The sequence below is a fragment of the Gluconobacter kanchanaburiensis NBRC 103587 genome (genome assembly GCF_007988905.1).
Classification (GTDB): domain Bacteria; phylum Pseudomonadota; class Alphaproteobacteria; order Acetobacterales; family Acetobacteraceae; genus Gluconobacter; species Gluconobacter kanchanaburiensis.
In genome coordinates, this window is record NZ_BJVA01000003.1 from 215,083 (window position 1) to 237,522 (window position 22,440).

The following is a 22,440-nucleotide window of genomic DNA, read 5'->3' on the forward strand; positions in this document are numbered from 1 at the left end:
CAGAGCTGTCGCTGGCTGCTTTTACTTCATCAGGTAACGGCTGAACCAGCCGACTGTGCGCTGCACGGCGTCGTTCCAAGCTTGCGGATTATGCATCCCGTGCCCCTGTCCCGGATAGATGACCAGGGAACTCGGAACATGTAGCGTTTGGAGAGCGTGGAAAAACTCCTGACTCTGGGGCATCGGGCATTCTTCGTCGGCTGAGCCGACGAAAATGAAAGTCGGGGTGTGGACCTGTCGGACATACAGGATCGGCGATGAATGGGCGTAGATGTCCGGATCGTCGTAGACTGATTTCCCGAAGAACGGCAGCATCCAGCTATCAATGTTGTTCTCGCCATAATAGGAGAGCCAGTTCGCAATTCCGGCTCCGGCGACGGCTGCGTGAAAGCGGTCTGTCTGGGTGACGCTCCACATGGTCATGTAGCCGCCATAGGAAAAACCCGTCAGCCCGAGCCGACGGTCATCAACAGGCGCGCTTTTCTCTACGGCATCAATACCGCGCAGAATGTCACGCAGGTCTCCATGTCCGAAATCCCGGCGGTTTGCGAGAGTGAACGCTTCGCCCTGACCGTAACTTCCGCGGGGATTGGGCATGAACACGTCATATCCTGCATCCAGCAACGCCATTTCCATACGGTCATGATCGTGAAGATAGCGGGGGACAGAAGCGCTGGACGGGCCCCCATGGACGTAGACGATCATCGGAACTTTCCCATTCCGCTCCATGCCCTCTCTGCGTTTCAGAGGTTCCAGAAGCCATCCCTGTACGGAATATCCATCGCTTTTCCATGTCAGGCTTCTGGCCGTGAGGTGAGGCGGCTGCAGGGCATTGTCCCGGCTGACGGGTTTCCAGAGCGCAATGGGGCCCGCCGCGATTTCCGGGGCTTTTTCGAAGCTCTGCCGGACGATGGCGGTGTGATGCGCCGCGCAGGCCAGGCCGGGTTCGGACCGGCCATCCGAAATCGTTTCCGCAGCTTCCCAGACGGATCTCAGACCATCCTGCAAGGACCAGATGACGCTCCGGTCTCCCTTCAGACCCGTCGCCACCAGTCCCGGCCCGCAGTCCCAGGACAGATCCGTTACGGTAGCTTTCAGTCCCGCTGTCAGATTGACGGGCCGGGCGCCGGGCTTCGTCAGGTCCAGACTATAGGCGTCCCCACCAACTGCTCCGAAATCGCTCATCAGGCCCCCGATGAAGGAGAGCTGTTTTCCATCCGGAGAGAGGCGTGGCAGATTGATCTGCTGTTGCTGGGGTGGCGTGTAGAGAACCGTATCCGTGCCCCTGGAGAAAGCATGAAGTCTGGCAATCCACCAGTGATCGTCTCCATTTCCGGGTGCAGCAGTTGCGATGAAGCCCTGTCCGTCCGGTCGCCAGTCATATTCATAGACGTAAAGGTCTGCCGGAGATTGCCAGTTCAGGCGTCCGTTCTCGAGTGTTGCGATCCGCTGTTCGTCGACCTCCGCATTGATTTCGCCCGATGGAGGGGCGCCGGCTTCCAGTGCTCCGGGCTGGCGATGGGCATTTTCGATGGCCAGAACACCCAGCCGCCCGTCTGGTCCGTAGGAGAGAGACTGAAGCGTTCCCGTGAAGGTCAGGAGCTGCGTGGCATGATGGCCGTTCCGGTCCGTCTGCCAGACCGACAGGGTTTTCGCAGAGGGATCTTTCAGGACATACGCCATTGCCTGCCCGTCCCGTCGCCATGCGAAAGAGGTCGCCACGCAGTCGTGGCACAGGGTCAGTTCACTGCGGGAGCCGGAGGGAAGGGAATAGATGACGGGCTGGGATGGTACGGCCTGTCCCGGCGCGCCGGCCGGATGCTCCAGCGACAGAAGCCGCGTTCCGTCCGGCGATATGGCGAGATGGGTGTAGATCTGAACGGGCGCGGAGAGGGCCGTTGTCGGAAGGGCGGCGATCAGCAGGGCAAGGCGAAGGGAAAAGGGCATGAGGCGTTTTATCGTCCGGGTTCAGATTTCGACTCAGATTTCTGTGGCGGAATGCGCGGCTCTGTCATGGCGGCGCAGCAGGCCCAGAATCCGGTGGCAGAAACGTCGTGTTCCGGCGCCGATGGCGTCCATCCACAGATAGACGATCGGCGTGGTGTAAAGGGTCAGAAGCTGGCTGACGATCATGCCACCCAGAATGGAAACGCCGAGCGGACGACGCATTTCTGCTCCGTAACCGTTGCTGATGATCAGGGGGACGGCTCCCAGTGCAGCGGCAAGGGACGTCATCAGAATGGGACGGAACCGGGTGATCGAAGCCTTGAAGATTGCTTCTTTCGGAGAGAGTTTTTCAACGCGCTCGGCATGGATGGCGAAGTCGATGACGAGAATGGCGTTTTTCTTGACGATGCCTGTCAGCAGGATGATGCCGATCATCGCGATGATGCTGAACGACTCTCCTGCAATCCATAGTCCCAGAACTGCACCAATGCCCGCAGAAGGCAGGGTCGAGAGGATCGTAATGGGATGGATCAGGCTTTCGTAGAGGATTCCGAGCACGATATACATCACGGCAATCGCGGCCAGGAAGGCCAGCGCACCATTGATCATGAGCTTCTGCGTATCGCCGGCGGTTCCCGTGAAATCGCCAAGAACTCCATCCGGAGCATGCGTGTTCTGCATGGTCTGTTTGATAAGTTCGACGGCCTGATTGTAGCTCACGCCGGTCGCCAGATCGAAGGAGATGTTGGCGGAGTAGTAACCACCGCGGTGGGTGATATCGAGCGGCTGCGGCTTCCACAGAATGGATGCCACATTTGTCAGCGGGATCATGGTTTCCATCGAGGACGAGACTGCGGCACCGCTGGAGGTGTTGCCCGAAATCTGGTTGGCGAGGGAGTTCTGGATCGATGCCGTCGCAAGGGATGTGAAACTGTTCGCGGATGTGCTGCCAGTTGTGCGGACCCGGATAAGATTCGACGCTACGCCGCCTGCCGCCGTACCGGCAGATGTTGAAATCCAGACCTGACGGAGCGTTTCGGGATCCATGCGGTATTGAGGCGCCAGAACCATGATCACGCGATGTTCGGTGGTGGGCAGATGGATCGTGGAGGCGATCGCCTGTCCGTACGAATCATATAGTACGTTCTGGATAAGCTGCGGGGTGACGCCATACCGTGCCTCCGTGTCACGATCGACCGTGACGTAGGCGGCGACGGACTGACCTTCCGTCGTGGAGGACACATTGACCAGCTTGCCCGATGCCCGCAGGGCGCTCAGAAGAGTTGGAATATAGCCGAACAGATCGGAGACATTTTCTCCCCGCAGCACATACCGGTAACTGCCGGTATTCTTGGAGCTGCTGCCGCCCTGGCTGCTTCCTCCCACATTCCAGAACGAGACGTCGGCACCGGGCTCGTTCGGAAGGCGCTTGCGGATGCGGTCCAGAATGGTTTCGGCGGAGGCTCGCTGATCTTTCTCCTTTAAATGCAGGTATAGCTCACCGCTGTTCTTGTCGTTGCTGAAGATGGTGGTGGAGGTGACATCCGGATCCGTCTGGGCGATGGCCCCTACTTCCCTCAGACGCCGGTCGATTTCCTGAAAGGACATGGTGGCGTCGCCCTTGACGTGCCCCGCCAGCAGCGACATGTCCTGCGTGGGAATGAACTCCTTGGGCATCAGGACCACGGACCCGATTAGCACCACGAAACTGAGCGGAAGGGTCAGTCCCATCAGGATCGGATGGCGCAGGCACCAGTGCATGGAGCGGCCATACTGCTTGAGCGTCCAGTCCAGCGACGTTTCCGTAAGAACGGCGATACGGCCGATGATTCCTTTTCTCGGCTGCTCTCCATGATCGATTTCCAGAAGGTGGGCACACATCATTGGCGTCAGGGTCAGGGAAAGCCACATCGAGATCACGATGGCGGAAATCATCGTCATGCAGAACTCGAACATGATCGAGCCTGCTCCCCCCGGAAGGAACAGCAGCGGAATGAAGACCGCCACCAGAGAGGCACTGATGGACAGCACGGTAAAGCCGATTTCCGAAGCGCCGATAAGGCTGGCTTCGTAGCGGTCTTTTCCTTCCTCCATATGGCGGGCAATGTTTTCCAGAACCACGATGGCGTCATCGACCACGAAGCCCACAGCGATCGTCAGGGACATGAGCGACAGAACGTCGAGCGTGAAGTTGAAGGCCGACATCGCTGCCAGCGTGCCCGAGAGGGCGATCGGGACAGTGACGGCGGGAATGAGTGTCGTCACCATCTTGCGGAAGAACAGCAGGATGACGAGAACGACCAGTACGACCGACAGGATCAGGGTCAGCCGTGCGTCCGCCAGAGATGCTCGAATGGAGCGCGATGTATCAAGCCCCACGACCAGATTGACGTCAGCGGGAAGCGCATCCCGCAAATGCGTCAGGTTGGCGTTGATCCCGTCCACGATGGCCACTGTGTTGGCGTGCGGCTGCGCGGTGACGACGAGGGTCACGGCACGATGACCATTGATATAGCTGGCCTGGTAGACGTCCTGAACGCTGTCGGTGATGGTGGCGATATCGCTCAGCCGGACGGGATAGAAATCGTTCCGGTATCCGACGATCAGGTCCCGGTACTGGGCTGCGTTGATGGCCTGATCGTTGGTGGACAGCATCATCCGCTGGCCGTTGCTGTCGATGAAGCCCTTGGGCGTAAAGGCGTTGGCGGAGGCCAGCGCGGTACGGACGTCCTCAAGACCGATTCCCCATTTGTAGAGAGGGCCGGGATTGAGTTCGACGCGCACAGCGGGATTTGTTGATCCCACGACCTCCACGCGTCCCACGCCTTTGACCTCAGCCAGCAGCGGTTTGATGCGGATATTGGCGATGTCGTAAAGCTGGGCCTGTGTCTTTTGATCTCCGGTCAGACTCATGAGATAGACAGGAAAGCCGCCGCCATCCATTTTGAACGCCTGTGGATCGGCATCCATCGTCCCGGTCGGCAGGTCCGCTCGCGCCGCGCGCAGCGCTGCCTGTGTGTCGCGCAGGGCACCGTCGATGTTTCGCGACGACGAGAATTCGAGGAAAATCTGCGCCTGCCCCGCACTCGTGTCGGATTCGATGCTTTCCAGATCCGCGATGGACCCCAGCCTGCGCTCCAGAGGCGTGGTTACGGATGTCGCCATCTGCTGCGGGTCAGCGCCCGGCTGTGTCGCCACGACCATGATAGACGTCGTGGTCATATCCGGCATCGTTGCGACCGGTAGCAGCGGATAGCAGATGAGACCCGCCATGAAGATGGCAATGGACATCAGGGTCGTCGCAACGGGACGGTCTATGAACAGGCGGCAGAAATTCATGCGGGCAGTTTATCTACAAAACTGCGTTTCGGGTCATTACTGATAGGACACAAAATGTCAGCGCTCCGTCATGCGGGGGATCAGAAGTCGGGCATTCCTGCTGGTTGCGCGGAAGGCTGGGTTCCATAATACCGTTCCGCGAGCCGGGGCGGGAGCAGATCCATCAGGCGCGATCCCATAACCAGCCAGGCGGGAAAGATCACGCGCCGGGTTCGGCGGAGTGTTCCGCGCAGGATTTGCCGGACAGCTTCTTCCGTGGATACCAGACCAGGCATCGGAAAACGGTTCTGGCGCACCATGGGCGTATCGACGAAGCCGCAGCACACACTGGTCAGGCTGATGCCGGAACGTTCGAGACAGGATGCGTTAGCTACGATGAACCGGTCTAGCGCGGTCTTTGAGGCGGAATAGGATGGTGTGCCGGGATAACAGACAAATCCTGCCACCGACGCCATGACGCAGATCCGCCCGCGCAGATTGGCGCCGCTGTGGTCATGCCGCCGTTCCTGCTGGCGCATGGCCGTCACGACCGGAAAGAAGGTGTTGAGCGTTCCGGTCAGGTTGATGTCAATCATCTCCCGGACCCGCTCTTCGCGCTCCATGACCCATCCGTCATCAGATGCAGGCGGCAGACCTCCCGTAATGCCTGCGCACAGAAACGCCATGTCCAGCCGCTCTCCTGCTGCCCCCGAAACCCAGTCGGCCATTCCCTGCCTGTCGCGGATGTCCAGAACTGCCGGAAAAGTGCGCGCCCCTTTTTCAGTGCACAGGGCAGCAGTTTTCATCAGGTCGTCTTCCACGCGGTCACATAGATGCAGGGAGACGCCCGGACGGGCCAGTTTTAACGCAAGGCCGCGCCCGATGCCGGACGCGGCGCCTGTAATCAGGATATTCATGAAAAAGACTGTAACAGAGCGCTGTCCGGACGTGATCCCTTCATGAGCAAAAAGGATCATCCCGGCGCATTGCAGTCCGAACGCGGGGTGACGCCCTTAAGAAGCTGCCCCGCGAAGCCATGGGCGTCCGTAATCATGGCTGCGAGAGTACCGTTATGACTGGCGTCATGAATGCGGTGCGTCACGGCCGTTCCCGCCGCACAGAGCCGCGCAACAAGGCGTTTCTGCTGCCGCGTCGAGGTATGCAGATCCTGCGCGCCGGATTCAATCAGCACGGGAGACGGTAGGGAAAAGGCAGGATATTTCGCCCAGTCGAAAGCTGGCGCCAGCACACGGGCTGCATCGGGCTCAAGCAGAGTTGCAGGTGTCAGCCCGGAGCGTTTTGCGATCGGGAAAAAATCCGAGGCGCACATGGTGCCCGCGTCATGCAGTAGACGCTGGCCGCGTGGCGTGAAAGCTTCGTTGATGTCTGTGGAGGGATCGGCCTCGGTCAGAGACTGTCCTAAAGTCAGGAGTTCCGGCACGGCGGGAGAAAAACTGTGCGGACTGGCGGGGTGCAGCAGTTCCTGCACGGCTTCCTCGTCGAGATAGGGTGGAGCCGCGGCGATCGTGCCCAGAATCCGCAGATGGGGGGCATAGGTCGCGGCCATGCCCGCGGCCGCCAGAACCGCCTGTGCGCCCTGCGCATGTCCGTTCAGAACCACCCGTTCCGAGATGTCCGGCAGGCGCTCGCGGGCTGCACGAACGGAATCGAGCACGCTCATGCCTTCCGAGCGTGCGTTCAGCAGAAGGGGTGCGCCGGGTTCTCCCATGCCGGGATAGTCGGTCGCGACAATGGCGAAGCCCTGACGCAGCCAGCCGTCATAAAAACGGGCCTGGACGGTGCCGATCCCCATGACTGACGGGGCGCAGGTCAGATGCAGGCCGCTTTCGCCATGCGCCCAGGCCAGAACCGGCCAGCCTCCCGCCGGCGCATGACCGTGCGGGATCAGAACCTGGGCCGAAACGCGGACGAGCTGCTGCGGATTACGCGCATCCGTGCTGCGATAGGTCAGGCGATAAACGGAGGCCGGTTCATGGGATGGAACGGAATCCAGCCGGATCGCCTGCCCTGCAGAGACGGGAGCACTGACGGACCAGTTATCGCCATCATCATCCGAAGCACATCCGGACAGGACGGCGCCCGTTGCCAGAAGCATAACAAGGGAGGCCAGAGCGGTGAGCGGTCTATGACGAAAAGGGCGGTGCGGCATGGGCGGTCTGTCTCCGACAAGAAGCCCTCCTCATAGCAGTGCTCAGCTTCCTGTGGGAGCGGTCATGTCCTGCATCGGGTCATCCCCGGACTTGGAGAGCCGCCAATCCGGCGCTACAGAGAAAAGTTCTGACGGACCGGTCAGCCATGACCGGACCTGATAAAAGCGAGGATAACCCTGCCATGACCGACACCATTCCCGATCGTCTCTCCGCCAGCCCGGACAGCCCGTATTACAACGAAGAGCTGCTGTCGCGTGGCATTGGCGTCCGCTTCAAGGGCGAAGAGCGTACCACCGTCGAGGAATACTGCATCAGTGAAGGCTGGGTGCGTTTGGCCGTGGGCAAGTCCATGGACCGTCGCGGCCGCCCGATGACGATCAAGGTCACGGGACCGGTGGAAGTCTGGATCAAGGACTCCGAAGAAAACGCATGATGACGCAGGCCAGCCCCACCGGCTCCACACCGCGCCGCATCGTCATTGATACTGACCCCGGTCAGGACGATGCCGTGGCCATCCTGCTGGCGCTGGCCTCGCCTGAACTGAAAGTTGAGGCCATCACGACCGTCGCGGGTAATGTTCCCGTTGCCCTGACGACAAAAAATGCCTGCGCCCTGCTCGAATTGGCAGGCCGCCGCGATATTCCCGTATTCGAGGGCGCGGCCCGTCCGCTGCATCGTGCGCCCATCAGCGCCGAACATGTCCATGGTGAGACGGGAATGGCCGGTGCCAATCTCCCGCCTCCGAAACTGCGCCCGCAGGCGATCGATGCTGCGACCCATCTGATTGATTTGCTGCGGCGCGAACCGGCAGGGACGATCACGCTGGTCTGCCTTGGTCCGATGACGAACCTGGCGCTTGCTCTGACCCATGCACCGGATATTGTGTCCCGGATCGCGCAGATCGTGGCTATGGGCGGGGCGCAGCGCGAAGGTGGCAATATTACCCCGACCGCCGAATTCAATTTTTTTGTGGATCCGCATGCCGCCAGGATCGTCATGCGTTCGGGAGTTCCGATCACGCTTCTGCCGCTGGACGTAACGCACCGCGCCATTGCGACTCCTGCCCGCCTGAAGCCGATTGCGGCGATCGGTTCGCGCGTAACCGACATGGTGGTGCGGATGCTGGGTGCGGAAGACCGGTTCGAAAAGCTCAAATATGGCTGGGAGGGCGGTGCATTGCACGACCCCCTCACGATCGGTTTTCTGTTGCGGCCCGACTTGTTCTCAGGGCGGACCTGCAATGTGGACGTGGAGGTCGATGCGCCACTCTGTCTGGGGCAGAGTATTGTCGACCTGTGGGCCGTAACCGATCGGGTTCCGAACGCGCTATGGATAAATGACGTTCAGGCAGATGCCTTCTATTCCCTTCTGACGGAAAGACTTGCCCTTCTGGACTAGACTCTTTGCCGTCAGACAATGACGTAGGAGTAACCGAACATGGCAGACCCGATTACAGACCTAACCGGGAACGACCGCTTTTCAGTGGTTATCGTAGGCGGTGGTGCCGCCGGAATCACAATCGCAGCCCAGCTTCGGCGTGAACGCACCAACCTGTCGATCGCCATCATCGAGCCCTCCACGACCCACGCCTACCAGCCCGGCTGGACCCTTGTGGGCGCGGGCGTGATGACGTTGCCCGAGACCCTGCGTCAGGAAGGCGGCCTGATTCCCCGCAATGTCACTTGGCTGCGTGACAGCGTCGAAAGCTTCCAGCCCGAAGCCAATACCGTAATGCTGAAAAGCGGCCGCGTCGTCGAATATCGTCGTCTGGTCGTCTGCCCCGGCCTTCAACTCGACTGGGACAAGATCGAAGGTCTGCCCGAAACGCTGGGCCGCAATGGCGTGACGTCCAATTATTCACGCGAAACGGCCGCCTACACCTGGGAATGCATTCGTCATCTCGATGGCGGCAAGGCAATCTTCACGCAGCCGCCCATGCCCATCAAATGCGCCGGCGCTCCGCAGAAGATCGTCTATCTGGCCTGCGATCACTGGCGCCGGGAAGGGTCGCTCCATCGTACCGACGTCGATTTTTCGATGGCGGGCAATGCGCTGTTCGGCGTGTCCTATTACGTCCCGTCACTTCAGCGCCAGATCGACTATTACGGTGTGAACCTTCACAAGCAGGAAAATCTGATCAAGGTGGATGGCGAGAAGCGCGAAGCCACTTTCCAGATCGTTGGAACGGATCAGACCGTCGTGCGTCCGTTCGACATGCTGCATGTCGTGCCGCCGCAGAGTGCTCCGGATTTCGTCAAGAAAAGCCCCCTTGCCAATGAAGCCGGCTGGCTGGATGTCGATCCGACCGTCCTGCGTCACAAGACCTATGACAATATCTTCGGCGCGGGTGACGTTTTGGGCACCACCAATGCCAAGACAGCCGCCGCAGCCCGCGAACAGGCTCCGGTCGTTGTGGAAAACCTGCTGGCTTCGCTTGATGGCCGTCCGCAGACAGGCAGCTATGACGGTTACGGCGCCTGCCCGCTAACGGTGTCTTACGGCAAGGTCGTGTTGGCTGAGTTCCTGTATGGCGGCAAGGTCGCGCCGAGCTTCCCCTATGACCAGCGTAAGCCCAGCCGCTTTGCCTGGTTCCTCAAGACGGAAGTCTTTCCGAAACTCTACTGGTACGGAATGCTCAAAGGTTACAACATCAAGGTGAAGCACACGCCCAAAGAGACTGGTTGACCTTTGCCCTTACCGGGAGCTGGAACCGAAGATGGGGCGGATGAAAATCCGTCCCGTTTTTTTTGCCTGCGTTTGGGACGACAGACAAAAAAAGAGGGGCCGAAGCCCCTCTTTTCCAGTGTTCTAGCTGATCAGAGGATCAGAAATGAACGCCGAGGTTCATCTGGAACGAACGGCCGATGATCGCGTCGTAGTAGCGATTCAGGCTGACCGTACCGGGATACTTTGGCAGCGCATTGGTGATGTTGTCCACCATGAAGCTGGCGCTGAAATTTTTGGTAATTTCGTAACCAACCGTCAGGTTGAACATGGCAAAGGACGGACGTTTGTTGGCAAAGTACTGGGTGGCCGGCACCTGCACTGCGTAGTGCGAAGGACCATACCAGAGGGTCTGCCACTGCAGGCTGAACGGACCACGGATATAGTTCGCATTCAGCGTGAAGTTGTCGTTGGGTGCTGCTGTCGTACCGCTGAGCAGATAGGTGTTGCCCAGGTAGCTCTGCTGGCTCTTGAGATAGTGAACATAGGTGCCTGTCAGGCCGACCTCACCCGCAGATGATGGCAGACCAAAGCGCGACAGTGGGCTGTTATATTCGAGATGAGCTTGCAGAGCCTGTGTCTCGTAGTTGGCAATATTATAATAACCAGCTTGGAAGTTCGTGAGCTGGCCATCTGTTCCACGCGTAAAGCCGGCGCAATAGGCATTGCCTGGCCCGTAGGACGTCGAGTCGTAGCAACCGTCCATGATATCTTCAGCACCAAGATATGTGATCGCGTTGTTGATCTTTACGTCTACGAAGGAGCCCATAAAATCGAGGCCGCGAATAAAGTGCGGATGGAATTCAAGGTTGCCGGTATAGCTGGTGGAAACTTCGTTTTTCAGCTTGTTATTGCCACCTGCGGTGCCCTGAACAGTGAAGTTGTTGAAGTTTGACTCGAACGGCTGCTTGATCCCCGCTTTCGCGCAGTTGGCGGCACGCACAGCGGGATTCGGACCAGCATCAATACCAGCCGACGAGCAGGGGTCGATACCATCTTCGTAATCTGTGCTCTTGGGCGCGAACAGTTCGGTGACGGACGGATTACGGACCGAACGGGAATAGTTACCGCTCAGGCCGAAGTCTTGTGTCGGCCACCAGGCACCACCGAACATATAAGTCCAATAGCCACCGGTCATGCTGTTATTGATGTAACGACCGTTTGCTGAAGCAGACAGGTTATAGATGCCAGGCACATGCATGCTCGGTGAGACCAGCGGAACTTCAAGTTCCCCGAAGACTTCATGCGTGTGATAGGAGCCGCCTGTGGGCGGCAGTGAGGTTGAGTTGCCATACTGCAGATATGAACCGTCAGACTGTTCCCATCCGCGGGAGAATGCGCCTGGATTGAAGCGATATCCTTCCCGTCGATGTTCGTAACCGATATCCCAGCGGACATCGCCAGCGGGAAGGCGCATGACTGTGCTGGAAATTTCAGCCTGAATGTCGCGTTGTGCGTTGGCATTCTTCTGGTGGGCATCAGCCAGGATGTAATTCCGTGCTGCAGCTGTGGACTGACCGGTGCCGAACGGGTTGAACGGTGCGCAGGTGGAGCTGCGGGTCTTGATGGGGGCGCTGGTGTAGCCGGGGGCGCAGACGATATTGCCGCCGGCGTCCGTCGTGGCGTCAAGCGCGTTGATGAGGTTCTGTGTGACGATGGAAGGCTGCCATGTATCGTTCAGATAGCGGCTGTATTCCCCACGAACTTTCCAGTTGAAGTGACGACCGACGGCATCGAAGTCACCGTTCAGTCCTCCTTGAAAGCGATACATCTGCATCGTCGTTTGATACATGCCCGCATCCAGATCCTGATTTAGGCGCGACATGTAGAACGTATCGGTCGGTAGACCCGCTGCAGACAGGGCATTGACGATTGTCGTGCGTTCCGCGGAGGACAGATATGGGTTGTTGGTGCTCAGTGCGTAGGCACCGTTCACTTCAGCATTGTTGTGGTAGTTGTCCATCGTCAGCGGATCAGCAAAGAGCGGGGTGCTCCAGGTGCCCTGTCCAACTTCACTGGATGCTGTACCGCGTGCGTACCAGCCCTGCCATGTTGCGTGAATGTGATCGGTGATGTCGTAGTGGCCAAGAAGCGTCAGATTGAGCTTCTGGGTTGGGGTATAGAGCTGACCGTAATCCTGAAGTGCAGTTCCGTTACCGCCAACCACCGTTGTGGGGCTCTTGGTAGCATAGTTCCACGTCAATGGAACGAGAGACTGACCATTGCCGCTGAACATCAGGGGTTGACCGGCGGCATTGGAGATACCATCCAGAACCTGACCGCTATAGACGGGCGGATTTTCGCCTGTGAGCTGTGGAACACCTGTAACTGATGCTATGATGTTACGAGCGCCTTGCGCAAGATTGTAAGTGTATTTCCCTGTCCCGCCAATTGGCTGGCGAACATATGTTGTGGCGTTTCGACCAGTCAGATAAGGCCGGTCATTGTCGAGCATGCCGCCGTTATTTCGGTATTCAACATCGAATACCATGCCGCCTTTGCCGTGATCGAAGTCGTGACCAACTTTGAAGGTGATTTTCTCACCAGGGGCATCGAGCTTCTGGCTCCAGTTGCCCTGGGCATTGAAGTCTACGCCAGTGAAGTGATCGTCAAGTTGGTAGTTGACCACACCAGCCACAGCGTCCGCGCCATAGGCTGCGCCTGCGCCACCCAGCTTGGTTTCCACACCTTTTAGGAGTGAGGTCGGAATGGCGCTGATATCAACCTGCGACCCTGATCCCGCACCGTAAAGGGATGCCGTCGAGCCGCCGACCATGCGCATACCGTCGACCAGCGTCAGGGTTCGGTCACTGCCGAGATTGAGCAGGGAGGTGAAGGACTGACCTGCACCGAAGCTGCCCTGAGCACCGATCGGCGTATTGTCGCCGACACCGAAAGCGGGATTTTCACGCATCAGCGCGATACCGATATCGGTGTAGCCACGCTTCTTGATCTGGTCTGCACTGAGTGTTGTTCCAGCCATGACATTTGTCAGGCGCGTCTGGGACAGACGCGTACCGGTGACCGTGACAACTTCAGCTGCGTTTGAAGCTTCCGTGCCCTGCTGCAGCACCTTGCTGTTCGACTGGGTTGCGGGAGCCGTCGCCGTCGCGGTTGCAACCGGGGCTGCTGCAGTGGCTGCCGGAGTTGCGACGGGTGCAGTTCTGGCTGTCGTGGCAGCTTTTACCGGAGTCTTTTTCTTAGCTGCGCTCTTGTGAGCGGAAGCGTGTTTTGCGGGTGCGGTCGTGGTGCTCTGGGCATGAGCGTTCACGCAAGGCAGGACACTGTAGGAAATGCCGGCCATCAGGAACATCCGGACGACTGTCCGGGGCGCAGGAGTGCGCTTTTTCAATGAATGTAGCACAGAGGTGGTCATCGCGGCCGTTGTCCCTTCTCGATAAGGTCGCAAGAAAACATGTATCTCTGCGCTTACTTTCATCGGAAATCGAAACGGTGTGCAACGGTTTTGCTACGAGAATGCAACACTCCTGACATATGTCACCAAAGGCGTTGCGCTTATGTCACATTTCTCAGTTTTAATTGAATTGTGACAATATAATTCTTGAAATAATAAAACAATATAAGAAAAAACTTTTTGAACAATAGAAGATTTTTCAATAATAAAAATAACAATTAATGAAGATATTTTCGGTAAACGGACGCCGCCTTAATGATAAGGCTTTTCATGAAAATAAGTTAATTAAGTATATTTACGAAACAAATATTATAATTCAAAATTATCACATTCCGGAATTTAAATTTCTCTTATCTGAGGGCATTTTTGCACTATATAAATGTGCATTTTAGTTTAAAAAACTAAATAAAATAGTTTTATGTCTTTGTGGTGGGTTTCCTACTTATGAAATGGTTTTCCGGTCAGTCCACGATTCCATCCCGATATCTCTCCGACGTAGAGCGGGCGCCGCGATCCGAAAAATGAAACCGTCCGTCGCGCGTTTGCCCAATGACAGAGGCTGCCGGTTACAATCAGATTTGTTTCAGATGATTGTTTAACTCAATGAAAGCGGCAGGGCTGATTGACTGTCGGTTTTTCGTCTGTCTGGATGACCATCAGCGTGACCGGACCGTCACCGATATTGCCTGCGAAATGTCCGATATGACCCTTGGCATCCCGCCGGCTCATCTGGTCCTCTCCGAGAGAAACATCTCCGGGACCCATAACCGCTCGTTTCCCATCCATGGCCGTAACATACCAGGATCCTTTGAGCGGAATGATCCACTGGACTTTCGGATCAGGGTGCCAGGTCCCATCCCAGTGAGCGGGCTGGACGGTGGAAATGATCTCGGCATTTCCCTGATGGACATGGTCCTGCCATTGCGGCCCCGCGGGCTTGGACATGGTTTTCAGATCATAATTATGAAACGGGCAATGGGTCATGTGACTGATGCCGTCATTATCCGTCCAGTTGTGCCAGTACCAGGCCGTCGGTGGGGTGGGGTCGGCAGCATTGGCAACCCCGAATGTCGGGGTCGTGAGCAGCGCATAGGCCAAGGGAAGAAGGACTAAAGGAAAAGAGGCCCGTAGAGGAAAGCGGGTCATGCGTCTGATCCTTTGTTCGGGGAGGAAAGCGGTGGCGGCTGATAACGATCCATGGGCGCGATGTCGTTGAAGCGTTCCTGATGCGGGGTGCAGACGAGTTCCACGATCATGCCCCAGGGTGTGCGGCCATAGCAGAACATGTTGCCCGGTGCGGCTTCCAGCGAGGGCTGACCCTGTGGTTCGGTCAGGAGGGTGCCGCCCGCTTCACGGAAACGATGGCAGGCGGCATGGATGTCATCGACATAGACCGCGAAATGCTGAAGGCCCCAGTCGCAGGCGCGCGCGGCCTCGCGCTGGTCGGGGCCTTTCATTTCAAAGAGTTCGATACCCGGTCCATGCCCTAGTGCCATCATGCACATTTCGATAACGACGGTACCGCCCGGAAGACCGAGAATCTTTTCCGTCTCCGGGCCTTTCTGCGGCTTCGTGCGGGTGACGTTGCGATAGAGCGCGACAGCGCCGAAAGCTTCTTCAAGAAAGCGGACGGCGACGTTGATGTTCGGGACGGTGACGCCGACATGATCGATGCCACGCGGCAGGCCTGAGTGTTCTGTGGTCAAGGGGCGATCCTCCTTTGCAGAAGATCTCAACCCCTGAGGAAACGCACGGTTGCCGTAATGCGGGTCACATTGCCGCAAACCGTGTCAGTAGATGTCCGTCTCGGGGATATCCGGGAATCAGGCCTCGTCGATCGACCGTTTGGGAAGCAGGGCCGGAACAAAGACCATTGTGCAGAGCAGTGTGCAGCCGAGGGACATTAACAGCAGTCGGCCCATGCTCGCCGTGCCCGGATGCCCGGAGCGCGCCAGCGAGCCGAAAGCCGTGGCGGTCGTTAGGGCTGAAAACAGCACCGCGCGTGCTGTGGGAGAAGTCAGCGGACCCTTCACGCCCTCACGCCAGTTCATGACGAAATAGATGTTGAACGATACGCCCACACCCAGCAGCAGCGGCAGGGCGATGATGTTGGCGTAGTTCAGCGTCTCGGGAACGGTGACGACAAGGATGACGGTCAGCAGCGCCGACATCAGAAGCGGTGCCATGACAAGCGCCGCATCCAGCAGGCGGCGCAGAACCACGAGTAGGATGATGGCAATCATGATGAGTGCACAGATTGCCGCCACAGTGAAAGCGTGAACAATCGTATTGGCACTCTCTGTGATCTCCATCGCGGGGCCCGCGACATCCGGATTGACCGAGCGCAGTTCGCGGACGAAGCGGTGCAGCACCGGCGTTTCGGACATCTGGCCCTTGGGGTGGATCGTCAGGCGGGCGCGACCATCGGGCAGGACATAGTCCTGACGCACATCTTGCGGGATGCTGTCCATCGTGACCGACGTGGGCTGTAAAGCCGTACGCAGCATTGACAGTTCGTCCGGCAGGAACCGCGTCAGGGACGTGCTGGCCTGAAGAAGCGTGGTGTCGGAGGCTGTGGAGAGCGTGTGCAGCGCCTGGCGGATTTTTTCCAGAGGGGCAGGGAGCTGATCCTTCACGGCATCCAGCTTCTGTGCGGCCGTAACAGCTGCGGCGCGAATGGCTGCGGCGTCCGGTGCTGGCGCAGGATTAGCCACCGTAATGGTCGGCAGCAGGATGGAGGCCGTGTCCTCGATCATGGCCAGCTTGGTCTTCTGATCATCGGGGACCAGAGCGCCGAGCCAGAGCACGTCGTGTACGCTCGGCAGTTTCGAGAACGCTGCAGCCTGTCGGGCGGCGTCTGTCAGGTTCGGAGTCAGGACCTGCGCACTGTAAGGCGTGGTGAGCGGATTGGCTTCCAGCAGATGGAGCGCGCGCATACCCTCGGTGTTGGGGTCTTTGGTGTGCAGCGGATCGGCGTCGAATTTCAGGAGCGGCATGAGAGCCAGCCCCACGATACCCAGAAGTGCGAAGACACCGACGACCTTGTGGCGTTTATGGCGCAAGAAGGCGTCTGCGGGCGCCATGAAAGCAAATCCCGGTGTTCCGCTACCCAGCTTCGCGCGGAAGACGGACAGCAGGGCCGGAAGCAGCGTCATGGTGCAGAAGAAGGCGATCAGCATGCCGAAGCCCGCGATCAGCCCGAGCTGCGCCACGCCGATGAAACTTGTGGGATAGAACGCCAGAAAGCCCGCCGCCGTGGCAAGGGCTGCGACAAGAATTTGTGCTCCGCTTTCCTGACCCGTGAGGGTGATGGCGTCATGCAGGGAAGGGTGGGACCCGTCGTTATTGCGCTGTCCGCGCAGACGCACAGTATACTGAATGGCGAAATCGACCGCGATGCCGACGAACAGGATCGCGAAGGCTACCGAAATTAGATTCAGTTCGCCAACCGCCAGAGCTGCGAAACCCGTCGTCAGAAGAAGGCCGCCGATCAGGGTGAGCAGGATCGGAATGATGACGCGAGGAGAATGGACGGCAAGAATCAGCCAGACTGCAACCAGAATCAGCGAAATGATGAGCCCCAGCACCATGCCGTGCGCAACGGTGAAGAACTCTTCGTCCGACAGTTTCACTTCACCGGTAATGATGCCCGAAGCCTGTTTCGTCTTCACGAATTCAAGGTTGTTGATCGCCTGACGCATGGCGGTCGTGGCGCCTTCGCCGGGCTGGAAGGAGCTGTAATCGAGCTTCGGCTGCGTGACGACGAACTCATATTGCGTGCCCAGTTCAGCCAGCTTGCCGATCAGCAGGTTCTGCCACGACATATCCTGCGGATGGCCGTTTGCCGCCGCCGTCAGGGAGTTGGCGAAACCGTCCAGCGCCCCATTGAAGCCGCTGGGGATGCCTTGTCCGGCTTTGATGCCTTCACCAATCAGGCCAAGAGCGCCGAACAGGCCGCGGGCGGACGGATCGGCGGCCAGCGTACCAAGGAAAGGCTGGGCGGAGACGATCGAGTCTAGCAGCGGCTCCAGATCCTTTGTGTCGAGGAACAGGAAGCCGTGACTGTTATAGAAGGCATTGTCTCCGGGCAGGCTGACTGTCTTGAAATGCGTATGGTCCTGACTAAGCGCCGCGGCGAGTTCCCGTGCGGCCACACGCCCCTGTTCAGGGATGCGGCTGTCGATGATGGCGACGAGCTGGTTGCTGTCCTGCGGGAACAGGCGCGTCAGTTCCATGCTTCGTTTTTTCCAGGGCAGACTGTTGGCAAACATCTTGCTGGTGTCCGTTGTCACGCTGATACGTGTGACACTCAGGGCGATGGAGCCGGCACAGAGCAGTGCGAACAGGGCCAGGACGAGGGGCGCACGACGCGCGCAGACGGCATTGAGCCGACCGGTCAGATCCGAAAACATGGGGCCTACCCTTAACAGAACGGGCAGCGTTTCCCTACCCCATCCTGACATTTCAGCGATCCTGATGCAGAAGGAAAGCCATGACATGGACTCTGCCCGGCCTCGCGACCTACGAAAGTATGATTAAGAACAGTGTTTTCCGGGCTTCCGCAGCTCCTGTGGAAGACGAGGCCGCCGCCATGGCCTTCTTCCGTGAGGTCGCCGTTCTGGAGGCGACGCATAACTGCTGGGCTTTCAAAACCGGCCAGCGCTTCCGATGCAGTGACGACGGAGAACCCGGCGGCACGGCAGGACGGCCGATTCTGTCCGCCATTGAGGGGCAGGACTTTGATAACGTCATGATCGTCGTGACGCGGTGGTATGGCGGTGTGCAGCTTGGCGCTGGAGGGCTGGTGCGGGCTTATGGCGGCGCGGCGTCGGCCTGTCTGCGCGAGGCGGAGCGGATTGAGCGGATTGAAACAGTATCCCTGCGTTTTCACTGCCCGTTCTCCAGCTTTGCGATGGTGGAATCGAAGATCGAAAGCTGGCGTGCGAACCGGACGGAATGTGACTTCGATGCCGAGGGTGCCTGGATGACACTGGCTGTACCGGCCGAGGACGCTGAGGCCATCACGGACTGGCTGCGGGATCTGACGCGAGGGCAGATGGAGATTACCCGATGGGATTAAAAACTATATAAAATAGTATTTTTTATTTAAAACTATGGAGATTGATGTTTTTGGATCTCTGAATAATGTTCTGCGAACCCCGTCTGGAGTTTTCAGGGCATGTCGCGTCATCTTTCATACCGCAACCGGTCCTTTTTTGTCCTGATGGCAGTGGAAATCTGCATGCCGTACAGGGGCATGGCCGCTGAGACCACAGTGCCCGTGACTGCTCCGCAAATCTCCGCTGCGCCTCAACCTCTTAAAACAGAAGAATGGATCCGGGTGCCTTCCACGGAGCGGCCGCCCATCCAGAATTATCCCCACGCCGGTGTCGTAGGGCAGCCGCGTCGTGTGGTTGCCAGTCAGAACCACGCGCCGCAGGGTCGGCAGGGGCCATGGGGCGCCTTCAGCTATGGTAACGGCGAAGCAGCGGGTTTTGGGCCAGTCGGCCGCTATGGTGTGGCGCCTTGGGCGGAGGACTGGAGTTTCCTGCGCGATAAAAGTCGTCGGGATGATCCGTTCGACCCGCTCAAATTCATTGCCTTGAACGATGCGGGAACAATCTGGTTGTCCTTTTCCGGCGAGACGCGTCTGCGGAACTGGTATGAGGAAGCACCTTTTCTCGGAAAGAAGGGCAATAGCAATTCCGGCCGGTTCGGTGTGCGAAATCTCTACGGCGCAGACCTGCATCTGGGCGAGCACGTCCGACTGTTTGGACAGCTTATCAACGCGGATGCCGGGGGCTGGAAAGGCTTTGGCTACAACACCACCTATCGCAAGCGGCTGGACCTCCAGCAGGCTTTCATTGAGTTCAAGGGCAAGCTCGCAGGGGCGCAGACCGGCTTCATGTTCGGGCGACAGCAGTTCCTCGATGCCCCGTCTTACGTGCTGTACAATCGCGAGACGCCCAATGTGCCGTTGTCGTGGAATGGCGGGCGCATTTATGCGATCTGGCCCAATATCCGCGTGGATGCGTTTGATTTCGTCCAGACCAAAACGGACGCGACCCTGATGTTCCACGACACGGAAGATTACGGAACCCGCCTGTATGGCGGGGACATTACGGCTCTGGTGCCGCAGTTCTCGATTGGCGGTGAGACGGTCCATTCGTTTCTGGACATTTTCTATTATGGCTACCGCTATGGCGGCAGTCTGTCCGTCGTGCCGCTTGCCTCGGGTGCAATGAAAGGCACGTCTTCACGCGGAAATGTTGGTTTCCGCTGGTACGGCACGGCTGCGTCGTTCGAATATTCGTTTGGTGGTCTGTATCAGGACGGGACGTTCCAGAAATCGGGAAGCGAACGCAAATTTTCGGTTCAGGCCTATTCGGTCAATACAATCGTGGGATACCGGCATACGCCCTCACCACTGCACCCGTTCATCGGCGTTCAGGCAGATCTGTATTCCGGCGGTGCCAACGGAACGGACGGCCCGGTCAGGACCTATATGGCGCCCTTCAACCCGCAGACGAACTATCTGGACACCACGACCTATATCCAGCCGTCCAATCTCGTGAGCCTCTCCCCGGTTCTCAGCATCACACCGTGGAAAGGCTTTGCGAGTATCCAGTTCAAGGTGCCGTTCATGTGGCGGGAGAACGCGGACGGAGCGATCTGGAATTCGTCGGGCCCCTACACATTCTCGAAAACCTATCACGGCGGCTATATCGGCGTGGTGCCGCAGGCGTCCCTCAAACTCCAGCTCAACCGGCACTTGACCTGGCAGATCTATGGCGCGCGGTTCATGGCCTCGAACGGCCTTCACGCGGCAGGCGGGAAAAGCGGCAGCTATGCCCAGTCCAATGTGATTTTCAGGTTCTGAGGCGCGTCAGTTCAGAAGGGCGGGGTCTTCATGCTCCGTGCCCTGAAGAACAGGTGGCACAAGCGGCGAAAGAGCCGAAAGGACAGCCTCCCGTGAAAAGCGCGTTCTAAGCAGTTTTCGTCCAGCCGTAACCTGTTTGCGGGCGGTGGCCGGGTCCAGACATGCGACAATCCGTTCCACGAATGCAGAGGGCGTATCGGCAATGCTGTCCCGCCATGTCTTGTCGTCCGGGTTCACCAGTCCTTCGGCGGCGATAGTGGTCATGACGACGGGCAGACCGGCAGCCCAGGATTCAAGAACCTTGCCCTTGATCCCCGCGCCGAAACGCAGCGGCGCCACGCAGAGGGCAATATTTGTCAGTGCATCGGCCAGGTCCGGGACGGCGCCCACGATTTCCACATCCTCCGCTGCCAGCGTATGAACGGCATGAGGCATGGCGCTCCCGATCAGGCGGCACCGAAGCCCCGGAACAGCCTCCCGCAGAAGCGGCATGATCGTTAGAACCAGCCATTTCGCCGCATCCAGATTGGGCTCATGCGCGAAGTGTCCGATAAAGGCGATGACAGGGGCCTGCGGGCGCACGCGTCTGCGGGACGATACTGGCACATCCCACGGAACGACATGGATGTTGGCGGTGGGAACCGTCCGGCCAAGGCGCCCAGCCTCTACGGAAGAATGGGTCAGTACGAAATCCGCCAGCCAGGCGCACATATTTTCCCGGACTTCAAGGCGGCTGGCAAAGCGTTCAAGTTCCGGGCGTGATTCGACGGCGGCCTGCCGGTGAAGGCGCAGGGATGTCAGGTCCGCAACGCTCCAGATCAGCGTTGCGGCGGGAGCAAATGCCCGCGTAAGCGCCGCATAGCTTTCCGCGTTGTTGAGGCGGTGCAGATAGACCACCTCAAGTCCTTCGCCCAGTCGCCGGAGTGCTTCTTCGGGGCAGGGGAAAACCGGGGGCATCAGGCAGTCGATCCCCAGATGTTCCAGCCGTGCGCGATCCTGCTCGTCCGGCGGAAAGCGGGAGGCCATGAAACAGCACCTATAGCCAAGGTCACGGGCGGCCTGGATATGGGACAGGAAGGCGACCGAACCAGCATCGCGCGCCGGATCGGGTGCACGGTCATCGACAAACAGGGCCACCGGACGTGGCATCGGGACACCGACCGCTTCGGCTCTGGCCTCGGACGGTTCATGCCCCAGACGTCGCGCCCGCCGGATCTCCATGCGTTCACGAAGGGCCGTCACGTCCGCACCCTCCCGCGTTCGGAGCGCGCTGGCTTCCGAGACCAGAAAAGCCAGGGCTTCTGCTCGGGCATTCGGGGTGTCCAGTCCACACAGAATGCTGGAGACATGGTCTTTGAGTTCGGCGGACAATGCGCCCGTTCTGCGCAGCGTGTGCGGTGTGCCGAAGCGCTCCTCACCGTAGCGGAGTTCGATGACATGATCCGTCAGGGGATCGATCGCGGCTGTAAAGGCATGGTGAAATCCATGGCGCCCCGTACCAAAACCCGCGTCGCGCAGATCTGCGCGGAAACGGTTCGCCGCGATGCGTCCGGCGGGTCTGCCGTCCACCCAGACTGTCAGCCAGACAGTTCGGTCCGGGTTGTCGCTATCCCGGACCCAGCCCGCGATGTGATAGCGGTCTGCGACATCGATCGCCCCTTCAAGGGAAGCGGGCAGTGGAGGAATCCGAACCGGAGAGCCATTCAGGGGGCGGTCTTCCCGCGTATCCGTGAATTCGATCAGCGCTCCTTCATGCGGTAGCGGAAAAGGCCATGTCCTGCTGAAGGCGCAGCACCCCTGTCGTGCCGTGCCATCAAGATCGGCACGGAAGGTGTCGGCATCCGTTTCATCCACCAGTTCGCCATCGACCCGTACCTGAATCCGCACGGGCATGTCCGGTGTGGCGAGATCAACCGCCCATCCGGCAAAACGTTCACGGTCGCAGACGTCGACATAGCCGACAAGAGGAGCTGTCAAGGCGAAGG

General features: G+C 58.8%; 14 protein-coding genes. 5 read left to right on the plus strand and 9 right to left on the minus strand.

Annotated elements, in window-relative coordinates:
* Positions 1-21: 21 nt before the first annotated feature.
* The 4 genes from GKA01_RS04085 to GKA01_RS04100 form a co-directional block, all read right to left on the minus strand.
* Positions 22-1,947: an alpha/beta hydrolase family protein gene (locus GKA01_RS04085; protein ID WP_146859459.1), complete on the minus strand. Its 1,926-nt coding sequence runs from the start codon at positions 1,945-1,947 to the stop codon at positions 22-24.
* Between the two features lie 33 nt (positions 1,948-1,980).
* On the minus strand, positions 1,981-5,286 hold the full coding sequence (locus tag GKA01_RS04090) for an efflux RND transporter permease subunit (protein WP_146859461.1): 3,306 nt from the start codon (positions 5,284-5,286) through the stop codon (positions 1,981-1,983).
* An 80-nt stretch (positions 5,287-5,366) separates the two neighbouring features.
* Positions 5,367-6,182, minus strand: a complete 816-nt coding sequence (locus GKA01_RS04095) for an SDR family NAD(P)-dependent oxidoreductase (RefSeq protein ID WP_146859621.1) — start codon at positions 6,180-6,182, stop codon at positions 5,367-5,369.
* Positions 6,183-6,238: 56 nt separating this feature from the next.
* Complete coding sequence (locus tag GKA01_RS04100) at positions 6,239-7,435, minus strand: lipase family protein (protein WP_146859463.1); 1,197 nt, start codon at positions 7,433-7,435, stop codon at positions 6,239-6,241.
* Between the two features lie 182 nt (positions 7,436-7,617).
* Between GKA01_RS04100 and GKA01_RS04105 the strand changes: the two genes are divergently transcribed.
* Genes GKA01_RS04105 through GKA01_RS04115 form a run of 3 tightly spaced genes read left to right on the plus strand, consistent with a single transcriptional unit; the run spans position 7,618 to position 10,121 of the window.
* Positions 7,618-7,869 carry a DUF3297 family protein gene (locus GKA01_RS04105; RefSeq protein WP_146859623.1) on the plus strand — a complete coding sequence of 84 codons (252 nt, stop codon included), beginning with the start codon at positions 7,618-7,620 and terminating at the stop codon, positions 7,867-7,869.
* Positions 7,866-8,834 (plus strand): nucleoside hydrolase, encoded by a 969-nt coding sequence (locus tag GKA01_RS04110; protein ID WP_146859465.1) that lies wholly within the window; start codon positions 7,866-7,868, stop codon positions 8,832-8,834. The genes GKA01_RS04105 and GKA01_RS04110 overlap by 4 nt, the downstream gene beginning before the upstream one ends.
* Before the next feature lie 39 nt (positions 8,835-8,873).
* Positions 8,874-10,121, plus strand: coding sequence for an NAD(P)/FAD-dependent oxidoreductase (locus GKA01_RS04115; RefSeq protein WP_146859467.1), 1,248 nt, complete (start codon positions 8,874-8,876; stop codon positions 10,119-10,121).
* Between the two features lie 139 nt (positions 10,122-10,260).
* Here GKA01_RS04115 and GKA01_RS04120 read toward each other — a convergent pair whose 3' ends face one another.
* The 4 genes from GKA01_RS04120 to GKA01_RS04135 form a co-directional block, all read right to left on the minus strand.
* Entirely contained in the window at positions 10,261-13,464 is a 3,204-nt protein-coding gene (locus tag GKA01_RS04120) for a TonB-dependent receptor domain-containing protein (protein WP_228119890.1), read from the minus strand.
* Between the two features lie 711 nt (positions 13,465-14,175).
* Positions 14,176-14,721, minus strand: coding sequence for a cupin domain-containing protein (locus GKA01_RS04125; protein WP_194265838.1), 546 nt, complete (start codon positions 14,719-14,721; stop codon positions 14,176-14,178).
* Complete coding sequence (locus tag GKA01_RS04130) at positions 14,718-15,281, minus strand: VOC family protein (protein ID WP_194265837.1); 564 nt, start codon at positions 15,279-15,281, stop codon at positions 14,718-14,720. Before GKA01_RS04130 ends, GKA01_RS04125 begins: the two co-directional genes overlap by 4 nt.
* Before the next feature lie 117 nt (positions 15,282-15,398).
* Positions 15,399-17,987, minus strand: a complete 2,589-nt coding sequence (locus GKA01_RS04135) for an MMPL family transporter (RefSeq protein ID WP_146859630.1) — start codon at positions 17,985-17,987, stop codon at positions 15,399-15,401.
* Positions 17,988-18,067: 80 nt separating this feature from the next.
* Between GKA01_RS04135 and GKA01_RS04140 the strand changes: the two genes are divergently transcribed.
* The gene (locus GKA01_RS04140) at positions 18,068-18,655 is read left to right on the plus strand and encodes an IMPACT family protein (protein ID WP_146859471.1); all 588 of its coding nucleotides are present in this window, start codon (positions 18,068-18,070) and stop codon (positions 18,653-18,655) included.
* Positions 18,656-18,832: 177 nt separating this feature from the next.
* Positions 18,833-20,455: an alginate export family protein gene (locus GKA01_RS04145; protein WP_456305904.1), complete on the plus strand. Its 1,623-nt coding sequence runs from the start codon at positions 18,833-18,835 to the stop codon at positions 20,453-20,455.
* A gap of 6 nt (positions 20,456-20,461) precedes the next feature.
* On the opposite strand, the gene GKA01_RS04150 is transcribed toward GKA01_RS04145, so the two are convergent.
* Complete coding sequence (locus GKA01_RS04150) at positions 20,462-22,432, minus strand: glycosyltransferase family 4 protein (protein WP_146859475.1); 1,971 nt, start codon at positions 22,430-22,432, stop codon at positions 20,462-20,464.
* Positions 22,433-22,440: the final 8 nt, after the last annotated feature.